The organism is Bacteroidota bacterium, assembly GCA_016706865.1.
Classification (GTDB): domain Bacteria; phylum Bacteroidota; class Bacteroidia; order Chitinophagales; family BACL12; genus UBA7236.
Window position 1 is genome coordinate 1,205,311 of the sequence record JADJIS010000003.1, and the last position, 19,986, is coordinate 1,225,296.

The following is a 19,986-nucleotide window of genomic DNA, read 5'->3' on the forward strand; positions in this document are numbered from 1 at the left end:
AGAAAGACACTGAATTTCAGGTCCAGCCATGACGGACTCACGCCTCACGATTGACGATTCACGAAAATGAGTAATGAGTTATGAGTAATGAGTGTGCTCCTCGACAGCCGATTGCATTTACTCCTGACTAATGACTATTGACGGAAAGTGGTGAGTAGTGAGTGGTGAGTAAGTTCCTCAACAGCCGAATGCACTTACTCCTGACTATTGACTATTGACAATAAAAGGTATTTATGGCGATTGCCCCCAATTATTAGAAAGACACTGAATTTCAGGTCTAGCCATGACGGGCTCACGCCTCACGATTGACGATTCACGAAAATGAGTAATGAGTGATGAGAAATGAGTTTGATCCTCGATAGCCGATGCATATGCATTTACTCCTGACTATTGACTAATGACAAATGTCAGAAATACCCAGATTACCACTACGTCAACATCCCGGATTCACGATTCACGATTGACGATTCACGAAATAAGCGTCCGCTTGAATTTAATATAAATATCCCAAACAACAACACCAACGCTCACCGAAATATTCAACGAATGTTTTGTTCCAAATTGCGGAATTTCCACCCAATTATCACAAAGTTCCAACACTTCATCACTCACCCCTGTTACCTCATGCCCAAAAATAAATGCATATTTTTCATCCTTCTCCGGTTCAAATTCATTTAATAAAACACTTTTACTCGTTTGTTCTATTGCAAGGATTTTATATCCCAGAGATTTTAATTTTTTCACCGCATCAACAGTGTTATCATAATATTCCCAATAAATGGTCTCCGTAGCTCCTAAGGCGGTTTTTTCTATATCTCTGTGAGGAGGTTTGGCAGTTATGCCACATAAACATATTCCGCGTAATAAAAATGCATCCGCAGTGCGGAAAACAGAACCTATATTATTAAGACTGCGCACATTGTCTAAAACAATTACAAATGGCGTCTTTTCAGCATTTTTAAATTCTTCTACAGTAAGTCGGGCAAGTGCAGCGTTAGGCGTTTTATACATAATTTACATATAAGAAAAATACAACGATTCAAAATCAATATGTATTTTAATTGGCAACCTGTGAGGAGGTTAAATATTGTTAATCAAAAATACCCATGTCGTATAAGGCAATGGCAATTAATCCGCAACCCAATAAAATAAATCCGGTAATCATCGCCATTTCACGCATGCGCATATTTTTTTTCCAGATCGCAGCATTAATATTTTCAATAATATGATCAATAATCATTTGGGCACGAACATATGCACTTTCCCCCTTGATAATATAATCATAAGCCCCGTGGTCAATAGTATCCACTGCCACTTTAAGATCATCCTGACCACTCATCATAATTACATAAGTATCGGGATTGGAAACACGGATCTTTTTTAATATTTCTAATCCATTTGCAGCATCCGCTTTTATTCCGTCGAGATAATAGTCAAGTATTATTACATCAGGATTTTCGTGCATTTTATCCAGGCAATTTTCCCCATTGGAAAAAATATTCACCTTAATATCATATTCCGATTTTTTCTCAAGATGATTCTTAAGCATGATCAGATGTTTCGTGTCATCGTCAACCAGAAAAATCCTATATTGTTTGTTTTTCATTGTGCTTGTATTTTTGTAAGTTCTGTCTGCAATTGATCCAATGCCGACCTACAGGACAAAACTACAGTATTAATTTTTTCCGACAATAGGTGAAGATTAGTTTTTTCTTTGGCAGACACCTCAATGTTTTTCACAAGATCAAGCATTTCACCCAGACCTAGAAACTGTAATCCCGACTTCATTTTATGCGCTACAGCCCTTACTCCATCCCAGTTTTCGTCCTTGAGATGCTGCTGGATCTGAGCCAATTCCTCCGGAGTTTCGTCCAATAGAATGCGCATCATTTTGATCTTTAACTCCGTATCCTCTTCGGTTATGGTATGAAAATATTCCAGATCTATTTTCGATTCCGGGGAAATTGCGATCAGTTTCTTCATCCTTTCCCCTGTAAAATAACCCTTCGAATTTAGCAATTCTATGATCTTCCGGCACAAAATATCCGGACTAACCGGTTTAGAAATATAATCATCCATACCCGCTTCTATACATTTATCGGCCTCTCCCGTGGTTGCATAAGCAGTAAATGCAAGTATTGGAATTTTAGAAACCGGACTGTCCAACTTTCTTATTGCCCTGGTGGCATCAAGTCCGTTCAATTCGGGCATCTGAACATCCATTAAAATAAGATCATATGGAATGGTCTTTAATTTTTCTAAAACTATTTTGCCGTTCTCTGCCAGATCTATCTGAACATTTTTCCAGATATGTTTCAATAATTCACTCGTGACCAGCTGATTAATAGGATGATCATCCGCAAGTAAAATTCTGCAATCCCCCACATCCGATATTTCATCTGCTGTTTTATTTTTCAGATTATTTTGTTCCTGCACCAAATAATCTTTTGGCACGGCAAAATCTATTTCGAAAATAAATTCACTACCCTCATTTAATTTGCTTTTAACCATAATGGCTCCATGCAACATATCTATCAATTTTTTTACAATGGCCAATCCCAATCCGGTGCCACCATAAATTCTGGTAGTATCAATATTTGCCTGCGTAAAACTGTCGAATATAGAATTTAATTTATCCTGCCCTATTCCAATTCCCGTATCGCGCACACTAAAAAATATACGTGCCTTTTCCTCTATAACATCAATTAATTTTACCGTTACCCTTATCTCCCCTTTTTGAGTGAATTTAATTGCATTACTAATGAGATTTAGTAATATCTGATTCACACGAAGTTGATCTCCTGCCACAGCCCCAGGAACCTTTTCATCAATGGTCCACACGAGGTCAAGATTCTTTTCCTCCGCTTTAAACCGTATCGTTTGAATTAGATTTTCAACTAATTGTTTTACGGAAAAATATTTTTCCTCCAGTTGTAATTTACCGGCCTCTATTTTCGAAAAATCGAGAATATCGTTTATCAATTCCAATAAATTATCTGCAGAAGTATCTATGGCATGTAAATATTCCTGTTGTTTTTGTGTGAGAGGAGTTTGGTGTAATAAATGCACCATTCCCACTATTGCATTAATTGGTGTGCGAATTTCATGACTCATATTAGCAAGAAATTCCGCTTTGAATTTATTCGCCTGCTCTGCAAGATCTTTTGCTCTTTGTAAAGCCTCTGCTTTTTTGCGAAAAGTAATATCGCGTATTATTCCCTGATAGCCCACCAATATACCCGCTGAATCATATCTTACTGTTGAAGTGATAAGACAATCAATTAACTCCCCATCCTTTCTCTTTAATTTTAATTCATGTTCTATCACCTCATTGTGCTCATTAATGATCTGCTTAAATCTGTCTCTGTCCTCAGGATTTGCATAGGTACTTTCAACATTCAGTGCTTTTAATTCCTCATAACTATATCCAAGCAATTCAACAGTGGCTTTGTTGAATTCTAAAAATTTACCATCCAGACTCGTAAAATAAATAGCATCAGTAAGTTGTTCGAGCAAAGAGCGGTATTTTATCTCACTCTTATATAATTCGCGCTCTATACTCTTGCTGTGCGTGTAATATTTTGCGAGTAACTCCCGTAGTTGGTCAGAAAAATCGAATTCAGACATCAGCCACAGATTAACGCAATATCTGTCATATTTAAAACGGCAATTGGTTATTCCTCCTATATTTGCAGTGATGTTGACAGCAGATCAGATAAACACGCTTATAGAACTCCGTTTACGTGAAATTCCATTTCCACAAACTCCCGTAGGCCTTTATGATCCGGCGAGATATATTTTAAACGGAGGTGGAAAACATATCAGACCTACACTTGCAATGCTGAGTTCAAATCTCTTCACCGACGATCTGAAACCTTGTGAAGATGTGGCTTTAGCAATGGAAGTATTTCACAATTTCACGCTGGTGCACGACGATATTATGGATAATGCCCCAACGCGACGCGGCCGTGCCACCATCCATGAAAAATGGGATCTGGCTACGGGAATTCTTTCAGGAGATGCACTTTTGATCAAAGCATATCAATTGCTGTCAGGAATAAAAAAAGAACGCCTGGCTGAAGTGTTGAATATGTTCAATGATACTGCATTAAAAGTTTGTGAAGGTCAGCAACTCGACATGGATTTTGAGACAAAAACGGATGTGGTTTTGGAAGATTATATAACCATGATAACCGGTAAAACTTCCGTATTACTCGGTTGTAGTTTATATTGTGGAGCACTTGCAGGTGGAAGCGATGAGGAAAATGCAAAATTATTATATGAAGCAGGCATTAAACTCGGCAACAGTTTTCAAATTCAGGATGATGTTTTAGACGCTTTTGGTGATGAAAAAAAATTCGGCAAAAAACCGGGTGGAGATATCGTTCAAAATAAAAAAACTTTCCTTATTCTCACAGCGCTCAAAAAAGCCAATTTAACTGATATAGAACATCTGAAATATTTATACAGCAAAAAACCTTTGGATGAACAAAATAAAATAGATGCCGTAATGGAAGTTTTTATCAAATACAATATTCAACAGGATGCAGAACTGGAAATGCAAAAACAATACGATGCAGCGATCGCATTATTAAAAAAAGTAAATGTTGCCGAAGAAAGAAAAGAAAATTTATATCAGTTCCTGGAATATATTTTTAAAAGATCCTATTAAATGATTCTAAATTTATCTTTGTGAAACCTTCGAGCCTTAGTGCCTTAGTGGCAAAAAAAAATTGTAAATGAATATCACCTTCCTCAGCATTGGCAAAACAACAGACAAACAGGTAGCAGCCGGTTGCGAGGTGTACAATAAAAGAATTAAAAAATATATTGGTTTCATCTGGAAAGAAACCACCGATATAAAATCATTATCACCAAACGAAATGAAAATTCGAGAGGGCGAATTAATTAAAAAACACATTGAAAAAGGAGACCATATTATATTATTAGACGAATTGGGCAAACAATTTACTTCTAAAGAATTTTCAGGTTATATCAGTCAAAAACAAATGGAAAATAAAAAACAACTGATATTTGTGTTGGGCGGTGCTTATGGTTTTAGTGAGGAGATCTATAAACTTGCAAATGAAAAGATCAGTCTTTCCAAAATGACCTTCCCGCATCAAATGGTGCGACTCATTTTTTTAGAACAACTATATCGCGCATTCACCATCATTAAAAACGAACCATACCATCATTAATGGAAAATTTCAGTATTACAATTTTAATTATTATTCTTACTGCCATCACTTCCATTATGGCATTTAATAATCCGGCAATGAAGGGAACGGCATTATTTTATCCCTTTGCAATGCGTGAACGAAACGAGTGGTTTCGTTTTATTACCAGCGGATTTATTCATGCTGATTTTTTACACCTGGGGGTAAATATGTTTGTATTATATTCCTTTGGCACAACACTGGAAAAATTTTACCTGCCTGAAATTTTTGGAGCGAGCGCCAACTTAATGTATGTTGCAATTTATATTTTAGGGATGATTTTATCCGATGTTCCCTCCTACTTCAAACACCGTCACGACGCTACTTACAGAGGATTGGGCGCATCGGGTGCCGTTGCCGCAGTTTTGTTCGCATGTATTTTAATAGGTCCTTTTAATGGCGGAATAGGATTTTTCTTTATTCCAACTCTTAGTGTTCCACCAATTGTTTTCGGAGTATTGTATATAGTTTATTCTTATTACATGGGCAGAAGAGGGGGAGATAATATTAATCACGATGCACATCTTTACGGAGCCTTATTCGGATTTATTTTTCCCGGTATCTTTAAACCGGAATTATTCACCTTATTAATTGATCAAATACAAATGAAATTATGAGAGTAGATCTGCGCAGTGATACTATCACCAAACCTTCCCCAGAAATGAAAGAATTTATGCTGAAAGCAGAAGTTGGTGATGATGTTTTTGGTGAAGACCCCACTATTAATGAATTGGAAAATAAGATCTGTAAAATGTTTGGTACTGAAGCGGCAATGTTTACACCAACTGCTACCATGTCGAACCAGATCGCACTAAAAATATTGACAAATCCGCTCGATGAAATTATTTGCGATCGCACTTCGCATATTTATAATTATGAGGTGGGTGGATATGCATTTCATTCGGGTTGTTCGATCAGATACCTGGAAGGTGATCGCGGAATAATATCTGCGGAAGCTATTTCAAAAAATATTAATCCTGAAGACGTTCACAAAACAATTACAAAATTGGTTTCTCTGGAAAATACTTCTAACAGAGGCGGAGGAAAAATATTTCCGATAGCAGAAATTGAAAATATAAAAAAGATTTGTGATACCAATCAATTAAATCTTCATTTAGATGGCTCCCGATTATTTAATGCTTTGGTAGAAACCAAAGAAGATGCTTCTGAATACGGAAAATTATTTGATACAATTACTTTATGTTTTTCGAAAGGTTTGGGATGTGCCTTTGGATCCATATTAACCGGTAAAAAAAATCATCTTCAAAAAGCGAGACGAATCAGAAAAGTATTTGGCGGCGGAATGCGCCAAGCAGGAATTATGGCTGCCGGTTGTATCTATGCACTGGATAATAATATAAACCGTTTGCGTCAGGATCATCAACTCGCAAAATATATTGAACAACAATTAATGTTAAGCAATTTTGTAAGTGATATACTTCCAGTGGAGACTAATATTATCATCTTCCAATTACATGATAATATTAACGCTAAAACTTTTATCGATCATCTTGCCCAAAATGACATTCATGCCTTTGCAATCGGAGATAATTGGGTGCGATTTGTAACACATTTGGATATTAATGCGGACATGGCGGAACACACAAGAACTGTTTTGGCAAAAATGAACTAACCCGGTTCGGAAATAGCCAAACCCCCTCCTATTGCATCAACCTTTGAAGAAGATTGTTGATCACTCTGTTATTACCGTTATTTCCTCCAAAAAGGCCTAAAATAGAGTTTAGCATGCCTCCACCCTTTCCCTGCATGGAATTTATCTCAGAATTAATGTCAAAACCGGAGTTCTGCGCGTTGCGAACCTTGCCATTTAGCATGTTCATAATAATGGGAAGAGCCATTATTGCCAACTGCTGGGCGCTTTGATTGGAAATGTTTAGTTTGTTCTGTAACTGATTGGTTACAGATCCTTTTAGAGAGTTAATTATATCGTTGTCGTGGCCGGTATCAATGCCTGACAGCATTTCCTTCAATGGATTTACATCCCCCTTCTTAGCCTGTAATAATATGGTATTTATAACGGTTTGCGAGGTAACATCCGACACCTGCTTGCTGTCCAGGTCGTTCAAACCGGGAATATTGCGGGTTATCCCACCCAAATTTTCCTGTGCTATATTAAGTAATTGATCGAACATGCCTGTCTGTTTTTCTAAGTTTTGTAAATATATTGAAACAAAACCACTTTTTCAACAGAATTCGATTTATAGATCAATACTTCGAATGCCCGATAAATATTTTCGTAACAGGTAATACATTTTTGGGTTTACTTTTTATCAGGTAAACACCCTGTGAATAATCCATTAGATTATAATCATTATGGCTGAAGTAATGTTAAAGTCCATAATTACCCCCCAAGTTATACCTATTTAATATTAAACCCTAAAATTTTATCAATATAAAGTCTGAAAGAAAATCTACACTAATTATCTATAACTATTTTTTTAGTAAATTTTTTCAATCCATCTGTTAATTCTACAATATACATTCCATTCGGTTGCTTTAATTGAAATTGTGCATTAAGAGCTATTAGGTTGTCAAAATAAAGGAGACTTCCATTAAGGTCGTAAACTGATACTTCAAGGTTCTCCTGTATTTCATCCAAGTATATAAAAACAGTATTTCCAAAACCGTAAACAACAGCATTCAATGTATTAACTTCTTGAATATTGACTGTAGAGGTATCGCCAATTGCATCTCCGGCTAAGATCCCTATATTACATTTCGTTTCATACGCATAATCTTTAATAATAAGGGTTCTGCCTTCATCCATGACATCGCATCGTATCCATCCATAATGATCACAACCATAGGTACCAATAAATCTAACGCCTAAATAATGATCAAACATTTCCGGATACCAGTTCCCCCCGGTAATGTCTGGCGGAAATGTATTTATATCCTTAAATGCTATCCTTTGAAAAAAAGCTGTTTGGAATTCCAATCCCTCATTAATTAATGTCACTTCTGACAGTGCATATGGATAATATATCAACAAAGAACCTAATTGGCTTCCTGCTATGGCATTATCATGAATATTAGGACCTGCCCATAATCTTTGCCTGGTTTCAAAAAAACCAGATGAAAATGTTGTATAGGACCAATTAAACAAAATAAAGTCGGTAGTCCCATTGTTATCCATATCAATGAAAAGATTCTCTAAATCACTATCTAAGACTACATCAGGATCAACATCAGTATAAAAAGCCTGAGAAGCAACGTTTTTATGGATATTCAGTAATAATGAAGTGAAAATTGAATAGGAAAATATGGTAAATCTTTCAGACTTCATTGTACAGCTTTAACGAATTATGCAGTGACTTGTGTTTTAATATGTAATTTTAAGTAGTGGATTTCATATTTGAATAGTAAATATAAATATAATTGTCGTCATCACTAATAAATACCGTTGGTTGTACGTTAATATTATAGGGGGTTAATTGAAAAATTGGCTTTCAAGTAGTGTAAATTTTGTGATTGTTTTTCTCGAAATAAAGTAAAGACATAGTAATTAGATCAGGGTAAATAATAATTCCTTAGTTCAAGCAGGGTGCTTGTCCCCATATTCCAAGCAGGGTTCTTGTCACCCGAAATTTAATACAGACAAAACCCTGCGACATACATGCGAATTTCCTCGCAGGGTTTTGCCGGTTTATTTATTTTTTTTGAGGCAAGAACCCTGCTCGGACTTTTAAATATTCCGCAGAAACAAAGCTGACAGATGGAATGAAGCCGCACAATTTAATGAGTTTAAACTGCCCGAAGAATCTACCCATTTATGGTACATGGGTTGGTAGTGTTAAGCGTAAATTCAATTACTCATTGCCTACCCTATATTTTTAGTGACCTTTTCAATATAAGGTGATTTAGCGTCTAATATTTCTAATGCCCAATAAATACTTTCGTAACAGGTAATTCATTTGTGGGTTTACTTTTTATCAGGTAAACACCTTTCGGAAAATCCATCAGATTTATTACAGTGAGTGCTGAAGTTATGTTATAATCCATAATGAGTTGTCCCGCCATATTATACATGTTTAAAGAAAAAGGCAGATCACCAGTACTTATTACATACAAATTATCCTCGTAAATATAGGTATAAGGAATAGGTAAATTTCCTTCATCAGTTAAAAAATTAAATATTTCTGATGGGTAAGAGAGGGATAATTTTGCCGGTTCACTTTTGTCAATCAGTGCTATTACAACCACATAACTTTTTTCTAACGCAATTAGATCACCATGTATGTCGGGCAGATCTGATGGCAGATTTACATTTATTCTTTTTTGGGGTATTATTATTTTGAAATAATTTGTTGAGGGTATTTGTTTAGCTTCGGCAACAGTAAAATTTGTTATATCCTCTTCCGGCACAATAAAGATCCTGTATTCACTCAGCTGGTTTATTTTTTGAGGACCGTTAAATTGAACCTGAATATCTGCAGCTGTTTTAGTTATATCCGTGAAGGAGATTACCGGGGTATGTGGATATAATGAACAGTAAAATTCTTCCTCATCACCCTCGGTATTACCATAATAAGTTTCATAAAATTTGGAGGATGCAAAATCGGCAATAGTTGCGTGAACACTATCGCCAATGGTCATTATTTCTGCATAGTAGTTTTGAAATAAAATTGGTTCGGAGTCTTCATATATCTTTTTATTTATATCCATCGATAAAGTATAATTAGGAGCTCCATTAGGGCTTACCGATTGATAATAGGATGTATCGCCAACCGAAACAAGATCGTGGTCATTATTTACTATATACACTCTGTATTCCGCAATATTAGATTCATCATAAGCACGATGAAAAGTGATTTCAAAATCAGTTATGTCACAATTATCTCCGGATTCATTTAAACTTACATTAAATGCGCCAACAACCGGAACCAGCTCATTCAATTCATAATTACTTGGTAGTGAAACATTATTTTGCGTTACCATTAATCCGTCGGCAATCGATAAAACAATTGCCCGATAATAATATGGTTCACCGGTCAATATCCCACTTCCTTCTGTGTCATACATTGTTTCAGGCAAGGTTAATTCGTACTCCGATAAACCAGTCGGAATAATTTCGAAATACCTGTCAGGTGAAAGAGTTTCCAGCAATGCCATGGTAGGTATTGCAGGTGAACCAAATAGACACTTAAACAAAAATACTCTATAAGCACTAATTGTAGATTCATCCTCTGCTTTATGAAAACTCAACTTAAAATCAGACGCATTCTGATGATCTGTCACATCAGTTAAAACTAAATTTGTAGCAATGGACGCAGTTGGATTTACAATGCTGATAGGAATGTTAGGCGTAGCTTCATAAGCATAATCCTGAACAGCCAAATAATAATAACGCAATCCATCCTCCAAACCAATATTTTCAATGCTCAATCTTATCCAACCAAAATGTGTTTCACCGGCAATTTGAAATTTCACACCGAGGTATTTGTTACTATCATACCAGTTAAAGTAATAACCATATGCACTCGAAAGATAACTCCATGCTTTAAACAAGTTTATAGAATCTAAAGTGTTCCATGCAGCTGAATTACCGATCAAAAATCCAGAATCGAGATCTTTTGCACCATAAGAAGAAGGGTAACCTCCAGTATTTGCAACCACAGCGCTGAATCCATTTAAATATACCGAGATTTCTCCAAACCAAACCATAGTGCCATCTGTCCAAAATGTCAGGTCAAAACTAAAATCTTCATTTATTTGAATATCGTTAATACCATCATCATTAAAATCAATTGCAATTGATCCATTGTCATTAATCATGAAATCAGGATCAATATTATGGTAAACAACCTGAGCACGACTGTCGGAATTCGTTAATAAAAAGGTAGCTGCACTGGAAGAATATGCAATAAGTTTTTTAAAATTGTTTATCATGGTGGGGGAGATTTTCCAAATTTAAATAAAATGGTTTATCAATCAATATTGATTTGCCAAATTATGATATTATGTATATATAGAGGTGCCTTTTTTGGTTATAGTTGCAATCTAAGTTTAAATGTGGCAAATATGATCTGTAACTGATTGGTTACAGATCCTGCGGAGCACAAAGCCCAAGCAGGGTTCTTGTCACCATTGTCCAAGCAGGGTCCTTGTCACCATGGTCCAAGCAGGGTTCTTGTCACCCGAAATATAATACCGACAAAACCCTGCGACATACATGCGTATCACCTTCGCAGGGTTTTGCCAGTTTATTTATTTTTTATGAGGCAAGAACCCTGCTGGGACATTGTCCCCCACCCCTACGGCTTCACCATCCTCCCCTCAAAATAAAAATGCTCCTCATCCAATTTAAATTGTGTGAGTGTAATTCCTGGCAGACTTACACTTTGCCATTGTGAAGTTGGATATATCCAGATCAATTCTTTCTTTTCATTGATATAACGCAATGGCATTGCAAATTCTTTGTCGGGTGTAACCCAACGGTATTTGAATTCTAATCCATTGGAAGTTGGATTAAGGGAATATTCCAATATAGGTAATTTACTTCTGCGTAAATATTGATCAAATTCTTTTGAAAAATCTTTTCCAGATTTTCTGCTGATATAATTTTCAATTTGTTGCGAGGTGACAGTTTGTAATGCATAATCTTTTTGAATTCCCTTTATAATACTCCACCAAAGTTCATCATTATCGGTAATTGTTCTAAGCGTATTTAATATCAATGCACCTTTTTGATACATATCACCGTTTCCCTCATTGTTCACTTTGTATTTTCCGATAATTGGTTCTGCATTTCCAATATTGCTTTTCATTGCAGTGAGATAATTCATTGCGGTTTGTTTATCAAACATACATTCCACATATATCGTCTCTGAATAAGTACAAAATCCTTCGTGAATCCACAGATCCGCAATATCCTTCACACTCACATTATTTCCCCACCATTCATGTCCCGATTCGTGAATAATAATATAATCAAAATCCAAACCTATTCCGGAATAATCAAATCCCATGTAACCAGTTTTGTATTGATTCCCATAGGCCACTGCACTTTGATGCTCCATTCCCAAATAAGGCGTTTCCACCATTGCATACCCATCTTTTGGAAAAGGATATTTGCCCAGATACTTTTCATAACAGCTTAGCATGGGCTTAACCTGTTCAAAATGTTTTTTTGCCACTTCTGCATTATAATCCAAAACGTAATAATCAATGGCAAGTTTTTCTCCGTCAGAATAAATGAACTCGTCCTCCAAATGCGTGTATCTGCCAATATTGAGTGAAACATTATAATTATTAATAGGATAACTTACAAACCAATCAAATTCCTTAAAACCCTGAATATCAGCCTTTTCTGAGCGTAGATTACCATTGGCAATACATTTCAGGTCTGCCGGAACAATTGCTCTTATCATCATGCTATCAGGTTCATCACTCAAATGATCTTTGTTAGGCCACCAAACACTTGCTCCTAATCCCTGACAGGAAATTCCAACCCAGGGATAACCTTGTTTATCTGCAGTGTAACTAAATCCACCATCCCAGGGAGCATTTTTGGCAATTTGAGGCATTCCACCGTATTCCACGCGTATCATTCCTTTGGTTCCCTTGAGTTGTTTTTCAGGAAAACTCACAAAAACAGCGTCAAATTCACGTTTAAATTCCAGGGTTTTATCTCCAAAAAAAATGTTTGTTATCGCAAGTTTTTCTGTAAGGTCAATTTGTAATGTTTTGAAATCGTTAACAACTGTATAATAAATAGAATTCGATCCATCTATACGTTTGTTGAGTATATCCACTTTAACTTTCAGGTCGTAAAAGGTTACATCATAACAACTGCGGACTGCCGACAAGTCGCCCCGAAGAGAATCTTTTCTTGTAAATCCTTCCTGTTTATCAAATAATTGAGCAAAACTGCTACTTACTGATACTGTTATCAAAAGGATAATGCTTAATGTCTTTTTCATTTTTCTCAATGTTTTGCAAGTATAAAACGAATTACTGCAATGTTTCTTTTCTGTTAACCCGAATTAACATAAATCGGGTTCTTTTAGCAGTTGCTATAGCTAACAAAGTCGGTTTAATTGGTCAACTATCTAATTATCATACCATATTCTGTGGATAGTGTTAAAATTTGTCCCAACTGTCTATACAGATAAATGATAGATTTGCCTCAGAATTGTAACAGAGAGGTTATTTGTAAAGAAAACTGATGCTTCATGGCTGTTTAAACCACATTAAATGAATATTAAATTATCATTAAGTAATTTTGATCTATGTTAAAACCTAACTACCTCCTTAGAATCGGTTTTCCTTCGATTTTTACATGTTTAGTGATGATATTTTCCGGCTGTAACGGGTTGCCGGGTGATGGTGGAACCTCCACAATTACCGGAAAAGTTTTTGTAGAAAGATATAACGAGTCAGGAACTTTATATCAGCAATATTATGGCGCAGAGGAAAGAGTTTATATAATTTATGGCGACGGGACCACCTTTGATGATGAAACAAAAACAAGTTACGATGGCACCTTTCAATTTCCTTTCCTTCGGCAAGGAACCTATACCATATTTTCATACTCCGATTGCATAACCTGCAACGGCTCGACGGAAGTTGTAATGCAAACTGTTGAAATTACAGATAACCATCAGGATGTAACAGCTACTGATATAGTGATAGAAAAACGATAATTGAGCCAGTTAACCGAAATATTAAATACATTTTCTCCTATAACACTTTCCGAAATGGAAGGTGTGGAATTAATGAACAGAAAAGATACCAAGTATTTTTTCCACAGAGAAAAATTACCAGGTATTTTACAACTGATGCAATCAGATTACAGAGTTTTGGAAATACAGGGTCAGAAATTATTCAGTTACCGAAATATTTATTTCGATACCGACGATTTCTTTTTTTATACCCAACATCACAATAAACGTGTTAACCGATATAAAATAAGAATAAGACAATACGTGGAAAGCGATCTTGTTTTTTTAGAAATAAAATTCAAAACAAATACAAAACGAACCATTAAATCGCGTATTAAAATTCCGGAATTTACCGAAATATTAACCGAACCTGCAAAAGAATTTATTCGCCTCCATACTCCTTTTGATCCCGATCATTTAAAACCAAAATTGCGCAACGATTTTAAACGATTTACGCTGGTAAATAAAAATTTAAGGGAACGTTCAACAATTGATACTGATCTGGTATTGGAAACGCCCGATCGCATACGTAAATTCAGTAATTTATGCATTGCAGAATTAAAAATGGACGGCTCATCATCGGGATCTCAATTTAAATTAGCCATGCGCGATAATTTTTGCCCTGAAGTGCGTATCAGTAAGTATAGCGTAGGAGTGGCTTTTATGTACGGATATTTAAAATCAAATAACTTCAAATTTAAAACGCTACAAATAAACCGAATCGAAAATGTATAATTTATTACTGCAAGCAGCTGATGATGAAAACAGGTTCCTTGACCTGGAATTTTTTGACAAAGACATATATGACCTAATGCTTAGGGCTTTGTTCAATTTTATTGTTGTTTTTATCATGATAAAAGTGATATACCGAAGCGACAAGAAAAATAAAAATTATGCTTTCACTTTTTACATGTTCAGCACATTGATCTTTTTCCTTTGTTATTTATTGTCGGGATTAAAACTGGATATGGGATTTGCGTTCGGACTTTTTGCCATTTTTTCTATCCTTCGATACAGAACAATTAGTATTCCCATGAAGGAGATGACCTATTTATTTATGATTATTGCAATTGCTGTTATTAATGCATTAACAACTAAAAAAGTAAGTTTTGTTGAATTATTGTTTACAAACGTTTCTCTTTTAGCATCCGCATATTTTTTGGAGAGATTATGGTATAAAGAAGGTTTAAGTGAACAGACGATTGAATATGAAAAGATTGAAAACATTAAACCTGAACGCAGGGCGGAAATGATGCAGGATCTGAGAGACCGCACAGGATTAGACATTCGCAACTTCGAAATTTTAACCACCGACTTTTTGCGCGATATGGCAAGGGTAAAGGTTTTTTATAAAGCAAGTACAACAAGAGATCCACAGGATAACGGATTTGATGACGACGACGATGATTAATAAAATACACTTATTACTTATTACTTTCATTATAATTTTATTGCGTCCGCTTTCGGCCCAGTATGTTGATGGAGGAGGCTGGGTAAATGCCGGTATAAGTTTCGAAATTATAAATGATCTTTCATGCGATATCGCAGAAGAAATTCGTTATAATTTTAGCACCGGCGACCTCTATCAAATGAATAGTAATATTTCTGTAGATTATAAAATAAATAAACGCTTTAAGGTAGGAACCGAATATCGATATTCGATAAGGCAATCTCAAAACACTAACCGAATAGCTGCTTCTTTTGGTTATAAGGAAGAAATGAATGACCTAACGCTAAGTTTGAGATCAAAATTCCAATATAGTTTTACTCCGGATGCTTCTGAAGGTACTGCGTTTCGCAATAAACTGGGTGCAAAATATAAGATCAATAAAGATTTCAGCCCCTTCATTTCCGGTGAATTATTTTATTCTCTGAGCAATGAAATAGATCAATTTGATAATTTCCGATCAGAGGCCGGTTTATCCTATGGACCCAACAAACATAATGAATTTAATCTCTCTTACATCTACGATAAAGAATTTAACGTAAATAAGCCTGAAACAATGCATATTGTTAGTTTGAGTTATGTATATACCTTTTAAGATGAGTAGAATACTATTATTTGGATCTTTATTATGTTGCTCCTTTATTTTAAAGGCTCAAAATAATAATATAGATTCCATTGAGTTCGGTGATTTAAAATTGAACGTGTTGGATTTATATATACCTTATGAACCAAAAATAGAATTTTTCTATCCCAATTATGATGATCTTCCTCAAGATCCCGCCAGTTTTCCGAAACCTCTTTCCTTTAGATCAGCAACTACAATTTGTCTCGGTGAAAGCTGTAAAAATTTCAGTCCTAAAGCATTTTTATCTCCCTTTGCTCAACCAGATAATGTCAGTTTGATCAATACCACCTTACCCGCCTATACTCAAGGTATTTTCTGCGATTTCGAGGATCATATCAACCGCAAACGCCAATTCAGGATAGATTTCAGCGTAAAATGATCTGCAATTTAAAACTGGGGAATTACATATTTTCATATTGAAGTGTCTGGCAATTAACTAGGTTTGATTTAGGAAATTAATTAAGATTTCAATTTTAATAAGGGATTTTTTATCCGCCATTAAAGTTTAGGGACGTGACGGTGGGCATCAGCATGTGGCTTTAATGTCCCTTATGCGTCGCCACATCAAAACAAAAGTTTCAATGTTAGTGGAATTTGAGCGAAAATAAGCGCCACCATTTTGAAGAGGATAAATTTGATTTTGAATTTAGTTTCAACACGAAGCAAATAATATTCGGTTTGTTGTGGCGCCTTTTTCGGTCCGGGTGGCAAGCATTAGGGACATTTATGCCGCATGGTGTCCGCCGCGGCGGATTGGCGCCACCTTTTTTTCAAGCAAAAGGTGGCAAATTTGACTTAACTGAAATGCAAAAATCGGAGTTGGAAATTGATTTATTATAGTATAAATGACCTTTGTCACTTTTAAGAACCTGCATCTATGTTATCTTTGCAGTATATTTTAATGTTATGAAAACGTTAAACAGATTTATTATTTCCGACTGGTTCAGAACCTTACAGGACAACATATGCACTTCTCTTGAAAAATGTGATGGCAAAGGAGTTTTTGAGGAGGAGATCTGGCAGCGGCCGGGCGGTGGAGGTGGAAGAACAAGGGTGATACAAAATGCAAATATCATCGAAAAAGGTGGTGTAAATTTTTCAGAGGTTCATGGCATTTTACCGGAAAAGATCGGTGCTGCATTAAATGTTCACGGTCACGATTTTTTTGCTTCGGGTGTTTCTATTGTAATGCATCCCTTTAGTCCCTTTGTTCCAATTATACACATGAACGTGCGCTATTTTGAATTAAGCAGCGGTGAAAAATGGTTCGGAGGTGGAATCGACCTCACTCCCATTTGTATAGATCCCAAACAAGCGAAAGAATTTCATATAGCAATTAAAAATGTTTGCGATAAACATAATCCTGATTATTATCCTGAATTTAAAAAATGGGCCGATGAATATTTTTTCATAAAACACAGAAATGAAACACGTGGCATAGGCGGAATATTTTTTGATCGTTTAGCAGAAACTGAAAACATTTCTTTATCGGATCGTTTTCATTTTGTTCAGGATGTAGGTAATTTATTTGCACCTATTTACACCGATTTAATGCAAACAAATAAAGATATTGCCTACGGCAAAAAAGAAAAACAAATTCAATTATTGAGAAGAGGACGATACGTAGAATTTAATCTCGTCTACGACAAAGGCACAAAATTCGGTCTCGACACCGATGGCAGAACAGAGTCCATTTTAATGAGCATGCCCCCTCAAGCAAGTTGGAAATACAATCACAAACCGGCAAAGAACAGCAAGGAAGCGGAAACTAATGAGCTGCTGAAACAAGGGATTGACTGGGTGGAATGGGAAGTAGGAAATAGGACATAGGAAATAGGACTGACATAGGACAAGGGAAGGGGACATAGGACCACGGGACACGGGACTAGATATAAGACAAGGGATGGGGACATAGGACGCAGGACACGGGACTAGACATAAGACAAGGGAAGGGGACATAGGACGCAGGATACGGGACACGGGACTAGACATAAGACAAGGGAAGGGGACATAGGACGCGGGACACGGGACTAGACATAGGACATGGGAAAGCAGATTTAGGACTAAGTAAGATTTATATTGTAAATTTTATTCTCTGTTTTAATCTCAACGAAGCACGAAAAAAAACTTTTCAGTGAAATGATTATATCCTAATAAAAACCCGGAGCAACTGAGGGTCTCGCTCTTAGCGAGGCTCTCAGTAAATGTAATATCACAATAAAAACTCAGAGATTGAGGCTGTCGAATACAGAGTTCTCACTAACTCATTCAACCAAAAATTTTATAGAAATTTAAACTCCTTTCTCCTTTTTTGAAATAGGAAATAGGACCTAGGAAGTAGGGTAACAAACAGGGGATATAGTAAAATTTCGCAAGAAATTTAAACTCCTTTTGAGTAGCAAGTATCAGGAAAACAAACAGTGGGATCTGGTAAAATTTCGAAGAAATTTAAACTCCTTTCTCCTCTCTCCTTTCTCCTACTTCCTATTTCCTACTTCCTATTTCCCTAATTGCAATTAATAAATATCAAATCCGTAGAATCAACATTGCTTTGATGACCTGCCCGGTCTTCAACAAATATTTTGAAGTAGAAGGTATCTATGGGATCAGAATCATCGTAACAGAATGAAATGGGATAATAGGTAGTTATGGTGCCTGAAATGGCTTTGCTGTTTCCTTCCACATTAAAGAATGGAATTTTGAATGGAACCAAATAGCCGGGAACTCTGCTGTCTTCCCAAAACATATTTACGCTATCCTCACTACCAAGATCACCATCTCCATCTTCAAAATATATCACTATACTCAAACTATCTTCATCCAATTCATTAAAGGTACTTTGATTCATACTAACAAACTCAATACGAGGTTCTATAGGATAATCAGGTGGTTTCACACAGGCTGCGAAAACCATTAATATCAAAATAATTAGGTAGCTGTTACTGCGAATCATAATTTTACATTCCAAAAATACACAAAATATAACTGCTTAACAATGCAAAATATTGTTCAGTTCAAAAAAGAGTTGTTTTCTGTTACGCCTGAAACCTTTGCTGACAAAGCATTGGAGCTTTTTCGTTACCAGGCGGTGGAAAATGTGGTGTACAAGGAATTTTTACAATATTTAGACATATCCCCAATATCCATTACCCGTTTGGAGGATATCCCATTTCTCCCGATAGAACTTTTTAAAACCAAAAAAATTATTACGGGAAAAGGAAATACTGATTTTTATTTTGAAAGTAGCGGAACAACCTCCACTATAAATAGTCGCCATTATGTAAGTGATAAGGAATTATATAAAGAAAGTATAAATCGTTGTTTTTCCTTATTTTTTGGAGATATAAAACAATATAACATTTTAGCCCTGCTTCCCTCCTATCTCGATAGACCCAATGCCTCTCTTGTTTATATGTGCCGCGAATTAATGAATGAAAGCGGAAATCCACAAAATGGATTTTATCTGGATGATCTTGAAGGTTTACAGAAAATAATTATATCCAATGAAAAACAGAATATTCCCACTATTTTAATTGGTGTCACCTTTGCGCTTTTAGACCTTGCAGAAAAATTTCCTATGCCATTATCCAAAACAATAATAATGGAAACCGGAGGAATGAAAGGAAGAAGAGAAGAAATTACGCGTGCAGAATTACACAAAATTTTAAATGCAGCATTTCTGACAAAAAACATTTATTCCGAATACGGCATGACCGAATTATTATCGCAGGCATATTCCAAGGGAGATAGTGTATTTTATACACCAAGCTGGATGAAGATCCTCATCCGAGATGCTGAAGATCCATTTACAATATTACCTAATGAAAAAACCGGTTGCATTAATATTATAGATCTTGCAAATATTCATTCCTGTTCCTTTATCGCCACCCAGGATCTCGGAAAAACACATGCAAACGGTTCCTTCGAAGTGCTGGGAAGATTTGATAACAGCGATGTGAGAGGTTGTAATTTGATGATTGAATGAAAAAAAATTGTTTCCCGCAGAGGGCG

At 35.9% G+C, this 19,986-nt stretch carries 20 protein-coding genes; 12 read left to right on the forward strand and 8 right to left on the reverse strand.

Annotation, left to right across the window (positions count from 1 at the left end; all coding sequences use genetic code 11):
* Positions 1 to 468: 468 nt before the first annotated feature.
* From IPI31_14555 to IPI31_14565, 3 genes are all read right to left on the reverse strand, one after another.
* Positions 469 to 1,011: an RNA methyltransferase gene (locus IPI31_14555; protein MBK7569037.1), complete on the reverse strand. Its 543-nt coding sequence runs from the start codon at positions 1,009 to 1,011 to the stop codon at positions 469 to 471.
* A gap of 79 nt (positions 1,012 to 1,090) precedes the next feature.
* Positions 1,091 to 1,606, reverse strand: a complete 516-nt coding sequence (locus IPI31_14560) for a response regulator (protein ID MBK7569038.1) — start codon at positions 1,604 to 1,606, stop codon at positions 1,091 to 1,093.
* Positions 1,603 to 3,627 (reverse strand): response regulator, encoded by a 2,025-nt coding sequence (locus tag IPI31_14565; GenBank protein ID MBK7569039.1) that lies wholly within the window; start codon positions 3,625 to 3,627, stop codon positions 1,603 to 1,605. The genes IPI31_14560 and IPI31_14565 overlap by 4 nt, the downstream gene beginning before the upstream one ends.
* 70 nt (positions 3,628 to 3,697) lie before the next feature.
* Between IPI31_14565 and IPI31_14570 the strand changes: the two genes are divergently transcribed.
* The 4 genes from IPI31_14570 (at position 3,698) to IPI31_14585 (ending at position 6,852) form a co-directional block, all read left to right on the forward strand.
* A complete protein-coding gene (locus IPI31_14570; GenBank protein MBK7569040.1) occupies positions 3,698 to 4,672 on the forward strand; it encodes a polyprenyl synthetase family protein in 975 nt (324 codons plus the stop codon).
* A 67-nt stretch (positions 4,673 to 4,739) separates the two neighbouring features.
* Positions 4,740 to 5,201: a 23S rRNA (pseudouridine(1915)-N(3))-methyltransferase RlmH gene (locus tag IPI31_14575; protein ID MBK7569041.1), complete on the forward strand. Its 462-nt coding sequence runs from the start codon at positions 4,740 to 4,742 to the stop codon at positions 5,199 to 5,201.
* The gene (locus tag IPI31_14580) at positions 5,201 to 5,836 is read left to right on the forward strand and encodes a rhomboid family intramembrane serine protease (GenBank protein MBK7569042.1); all 636 of its coding nucleotides are present in this window, start codon (positions 5,201 to 5,203) and stop codon (positions 5,834 to 5,836) included. Before IPI31_14575 ends, IPI31_14580 begins: the two co-directional genes overlap by 1 nt.
* Positions 5,833 to 6,852 carry a threonine aldolase gene (locus tag IPI31_14585; protein ID MBK7569043.1) on the forward strand — a complete coding sequence of 340 codons (1,020 nt, stop codon included), beginning with the start codon at positions 5,833 to 5,835 and terminating at the stop codon, positions 6,850 to 6,852. Before IPI31_14580 ends, IPI31_14585 begins: the two co-directional genes overlap by 4 nt.
* A gap of 28 nt (positions 6,853 to 6,880) precedes the next feature.
* On the opposite strand, the gene IPI31_14590 is transcribed toward IPI31_14585, so the two are convergent.
* The 4 genes from IPI31_14590 to IPI31_14605 form a co-directional block, all read right to left on the reverse strand.
* Entirely contained in the window at positions 6,881 to 7,372 is a 492-nt protein-coding gene (locus IPI31_14590; protein ID MBK7569044.1) for a hypothetical protein, read from the reverse strand.
* A gap of 284 nt (positions 7,373 to 7,656) precedes the next feature.
* On the reverse strand, positions 7,657 to 8,526 hold the full coding sequence (locus IPI31_14595; GenBank protein MBK7569045.1) for a T9SS type A sorting domain-containing protein: 870 nt from the start codon (positions 8,524 to 8,526) through the stop codon (positions 7,657 to 7,659).
* A gap of 590 nt (positions 8,527 to 9,116) precedes the next feature.
* Entirely contained in the window at positions 9,117 to 11,129 is a 2,013-nt protein-coding gene (locus tag IPI31_14600) for a T9SS type A sorting domain-containing protein (GenBank protein MBK7569046.1), read from the reverse strand.
* A gap of 365 nt (positions 11,130 to 11,494) precedes the next feature.
* On the reverse strand, positions 11,495 to 13,162 hold the full coding sequence (locus IPI31_14605) for a M1 family metallopeptidase (GenBank protein MBK7569047.1): 1,668 nt from the start codon (positions 13,160 to 13,162) through the stop codon (positions 11,495 to 11,497).
* A gap of 309 nt (positions 13,163 to 13,471) precedes the next feature.
* On the opposite strand from IPI31_14605, the gene IPI31_14610 reads away from it, so the two are divergent.
* The 7 genes from IPI31_14610 to hemF all read left to right on the forward strand — a co-directional run bounded on the left by IPI31_14610 (position 13,472) and on the right by hemF (position 17,805).
* Positions 13,472 to 13,885 carry a hypothetical protein gene (locus IPI31_14610; protein ID MBK7569048.1) on the forward strand — a complete coding sequence of 138 codons (414 nt, stop codon included), beginning with the start codon at positions 13,472 to 13,474 and terminating at the stop codon, positions 13,883 to 13,885.
* Entirely contained in the window at positions 13,886 to 14,638 is a 753-nt protein-coding gene (locus IPI31_14615; protein ID MBK7569049.1) for a polyphosphate polymerase domain-containing protein, read from the forward strand.
* A complete protein-coding gene (locus IPI31_14620) occupies positions 14,631 to 15,314 on the forward strand; it encodes a DUF4956 domain-containing protein (protein ID MBK7569050.1) in 684 nt (227 codons plus the stop codon). The genes IPI31_14615 and IPI31_14620 overlap by 8 nt, the downstream gene beginning before the upstream one ends.
* A complete protein-coding gene (locus IPI31_14625) occupies positions 15,295 to 15,945 on the forward strand; it encodes a DUF2490 domain-containing protein (GenBank protein ID MBK7569051.1) in 651 nt (216 codons plus the stop codon). Before IPI31_14620 ends, IPI31_14625 begins: the two co-directional genes overlap by 20 nt.
* Before the next feature lies 1 nt (position 15,946).
* On the forward strand, positions 15,947 to 16,354 hold the full coding sequence (locus IPI31_14630) for a hypothetical protein (GenBank protein MBK7569052.1): 408 nt from the start codon (positions 15,947 to 15,949) through the stop codon (positions 16,352 to 16,354).
* 215 nt (positions 16,355 to 16,569) lie between these two features.
* On the forward strand, positions 16,570 to 16,815 hold the full coding sequence (locus IPI31_14635; GenBank protein MBK7569053.1) for a hypothetical protein: 246 nt from the start codon (positions 16,570 to 16,572) through the stop codon (positions 16,813 to 16,815).
* Positions 16,816 to 16,881: 66 nt separating this feature from the next.
* On the forward strand, positions 16,882 to 17,805 hold the full coding sequence (gene hemF, locus IPI31_14640; GenBank protein MBK7569054.1) for an oxygen-dependent coproporphyrinogen oxidase: 924 nt from the start codon (positions 16,882 to 16,884) through the stop codon (positions 17,803 to 17,805).
* 676 nt (positions 17,806 to 18,481) lie between these two features.
* Here the strand turns inward: hemF and IPI31_14645 are convergent.
* Positions 18,482 to 18,928 carry a hypothetical protein gene (locus IPI31_14645; GenBank protein MBK7569055.1) on the reverse strand — a complete coding sequence of 149 codons (447 nt, stop codon included), beginning with the start codon at positions 18,926 to 18,928 and terminating at the stop codon, positions 18,482 to 18,484.
* A gap of 42 nt (positions 18,929 to 18,970) precedes the next feature.
* On the opposite strand from IPI31_14645, the gene IPI31_14650 reads away from it, so the two are divergent.
* The gene (locus tag IPI31_14650; protein ID MBK7569056.1) at positions 18,971 to 19,960 is read left to right on the forward strand and encodes an acyl transferase; all 990 of its coding nucleotides are present in this window, start codon (positions 18,971 to 18,973) and stop codon (positions 19,958 to 19,960) included.
* Positions 19,961 to 19,986 lie beyond the last annotated feature (26 nt).

Excerpts from the sequence above, each read along its gene's own strand:
- IPI31_14555 (MBK7569037.1), bottom strand. The coding sequence starts at position 1,011 with ATGTATAAAACGCCTAACGCTGCACTTGCCCGACTTACTGTAGAAGAA.
- IPI31_14560 (MBK7569038.1), bottom strand. The coding sequence starts at position 1,606 with ATGAAAAACAAACAATATAGGATTTTTCTGGTTGACGATGACACGAAA.
- IPI31_14565 (MBK7569039.1), bottom strand. The coding sequence starts at position 3,627 with ATGTCTGAATTCGATTTTTCTGACCAACTACGGGAGTTACTCGCAAAA.
- IPI31_14570 (MBK7569040.1), top strand. The coding sequence starts at position 3,698 with ATGTTGACAGCAGATCAGATAAACACGCTTATAGAACTCCGTTTACGT.
- IPI31_14575 (MBK7569041.1), top strand. The coding sequence starts at position 4,740 with ATGAATATCACCTTCCTCAGCATTGGCAAAACAACAGACAAACAGGTA.
- IPI31_14580 (MBK7569042.1), top strand. The coding sequence starts at position 5,201 with ATGGAAAATTTCAGTATTACAATTTTAATTATTATTCTTACTGCCATC.
- IPI31_14585 (MBK7569043.1), top strand. The coding sequence starts at position 5,833 with ATGAGAGTAGATCTGCGCAGTGATACTATCACCAAACCTTCCCCAGAA.
- IPI31_14590 (MBK7569044.1), bottom strand. The coding sequence starts at position 7,372 with ATGTTCGATCAATTACTTAATATAGCACAGGAAAATTTGGGTGGGATA.
- IPI31_14595 (MBK7569045.1), bottom strand. The coding sequence starts at position 8,526 with ATGAAGTCTGAAAGATTTACCATATTTTCCTATTCAATTTTCACTTCA.
- IPI31_14600 (MBK7569046.1), bottom strand. The coding sequence starts at position 11,129 with ATGATAAACAATTTTAAAAAACTTATTGCATATTCTTCCAGTGCAGCT.
- IPI31_14605 (MBK7569047.1), bottom strand. The coding sequence starts at position 13,162 with ATGAAAAAGACATTAAGCATTATCCTTTTGATAACAGTATCAGTAAGT.
- IPI31_14610 (MBK7569048.1), top strand. The coding sequence starts at position 13,472 with ATGTTAAAACCTAACTACCTCCTTAGAATCGGTTTTCCTTCGATTTTT.
- IPI31_14620 (MBK7569050.1), top strand. The coding sequence starts at position 14,631 with ATGTATAATTTATTACTGCAAGCAGCTGATGATGAAAACAGGTTCCTT.
- IPI31_14625 (MBK7569051.1), top strand. The coding sequence starts at position 15,295 with ATGACGACGACGATGATTAATAAAATACACTTATTACTTATTACTTTC.
- IPI31_14630 (MBK7569052.1), top strand. The coding sequence starts at position 15,947 with ATGAGTAGAATACTATTATTTGGATCTTTATTATGTTGCTCCTTTATT.
- hemF (MBK7569054.1), top strand. The coding sequence starts at position 16,882 with ATGAAAACGTTAAACAGATTTATTATTTCCGACTGGTTCAGAACCTTA.
- IPI31_14645 (MBK7569055.1), bottom strand. The coding sequence starts at position 18,928 with ATGATTCGCAGTAACAGCTACCTAATTATTTTGATATTAATGGTTTTC.
- IPI31_14650 (MBK7569056.1), top strand. The coding sequence starts at position 18,971 with ATGCAAAATATTGTTCAGTTCAAAAAAGAGTTGTTTTCTGTTACGCCT.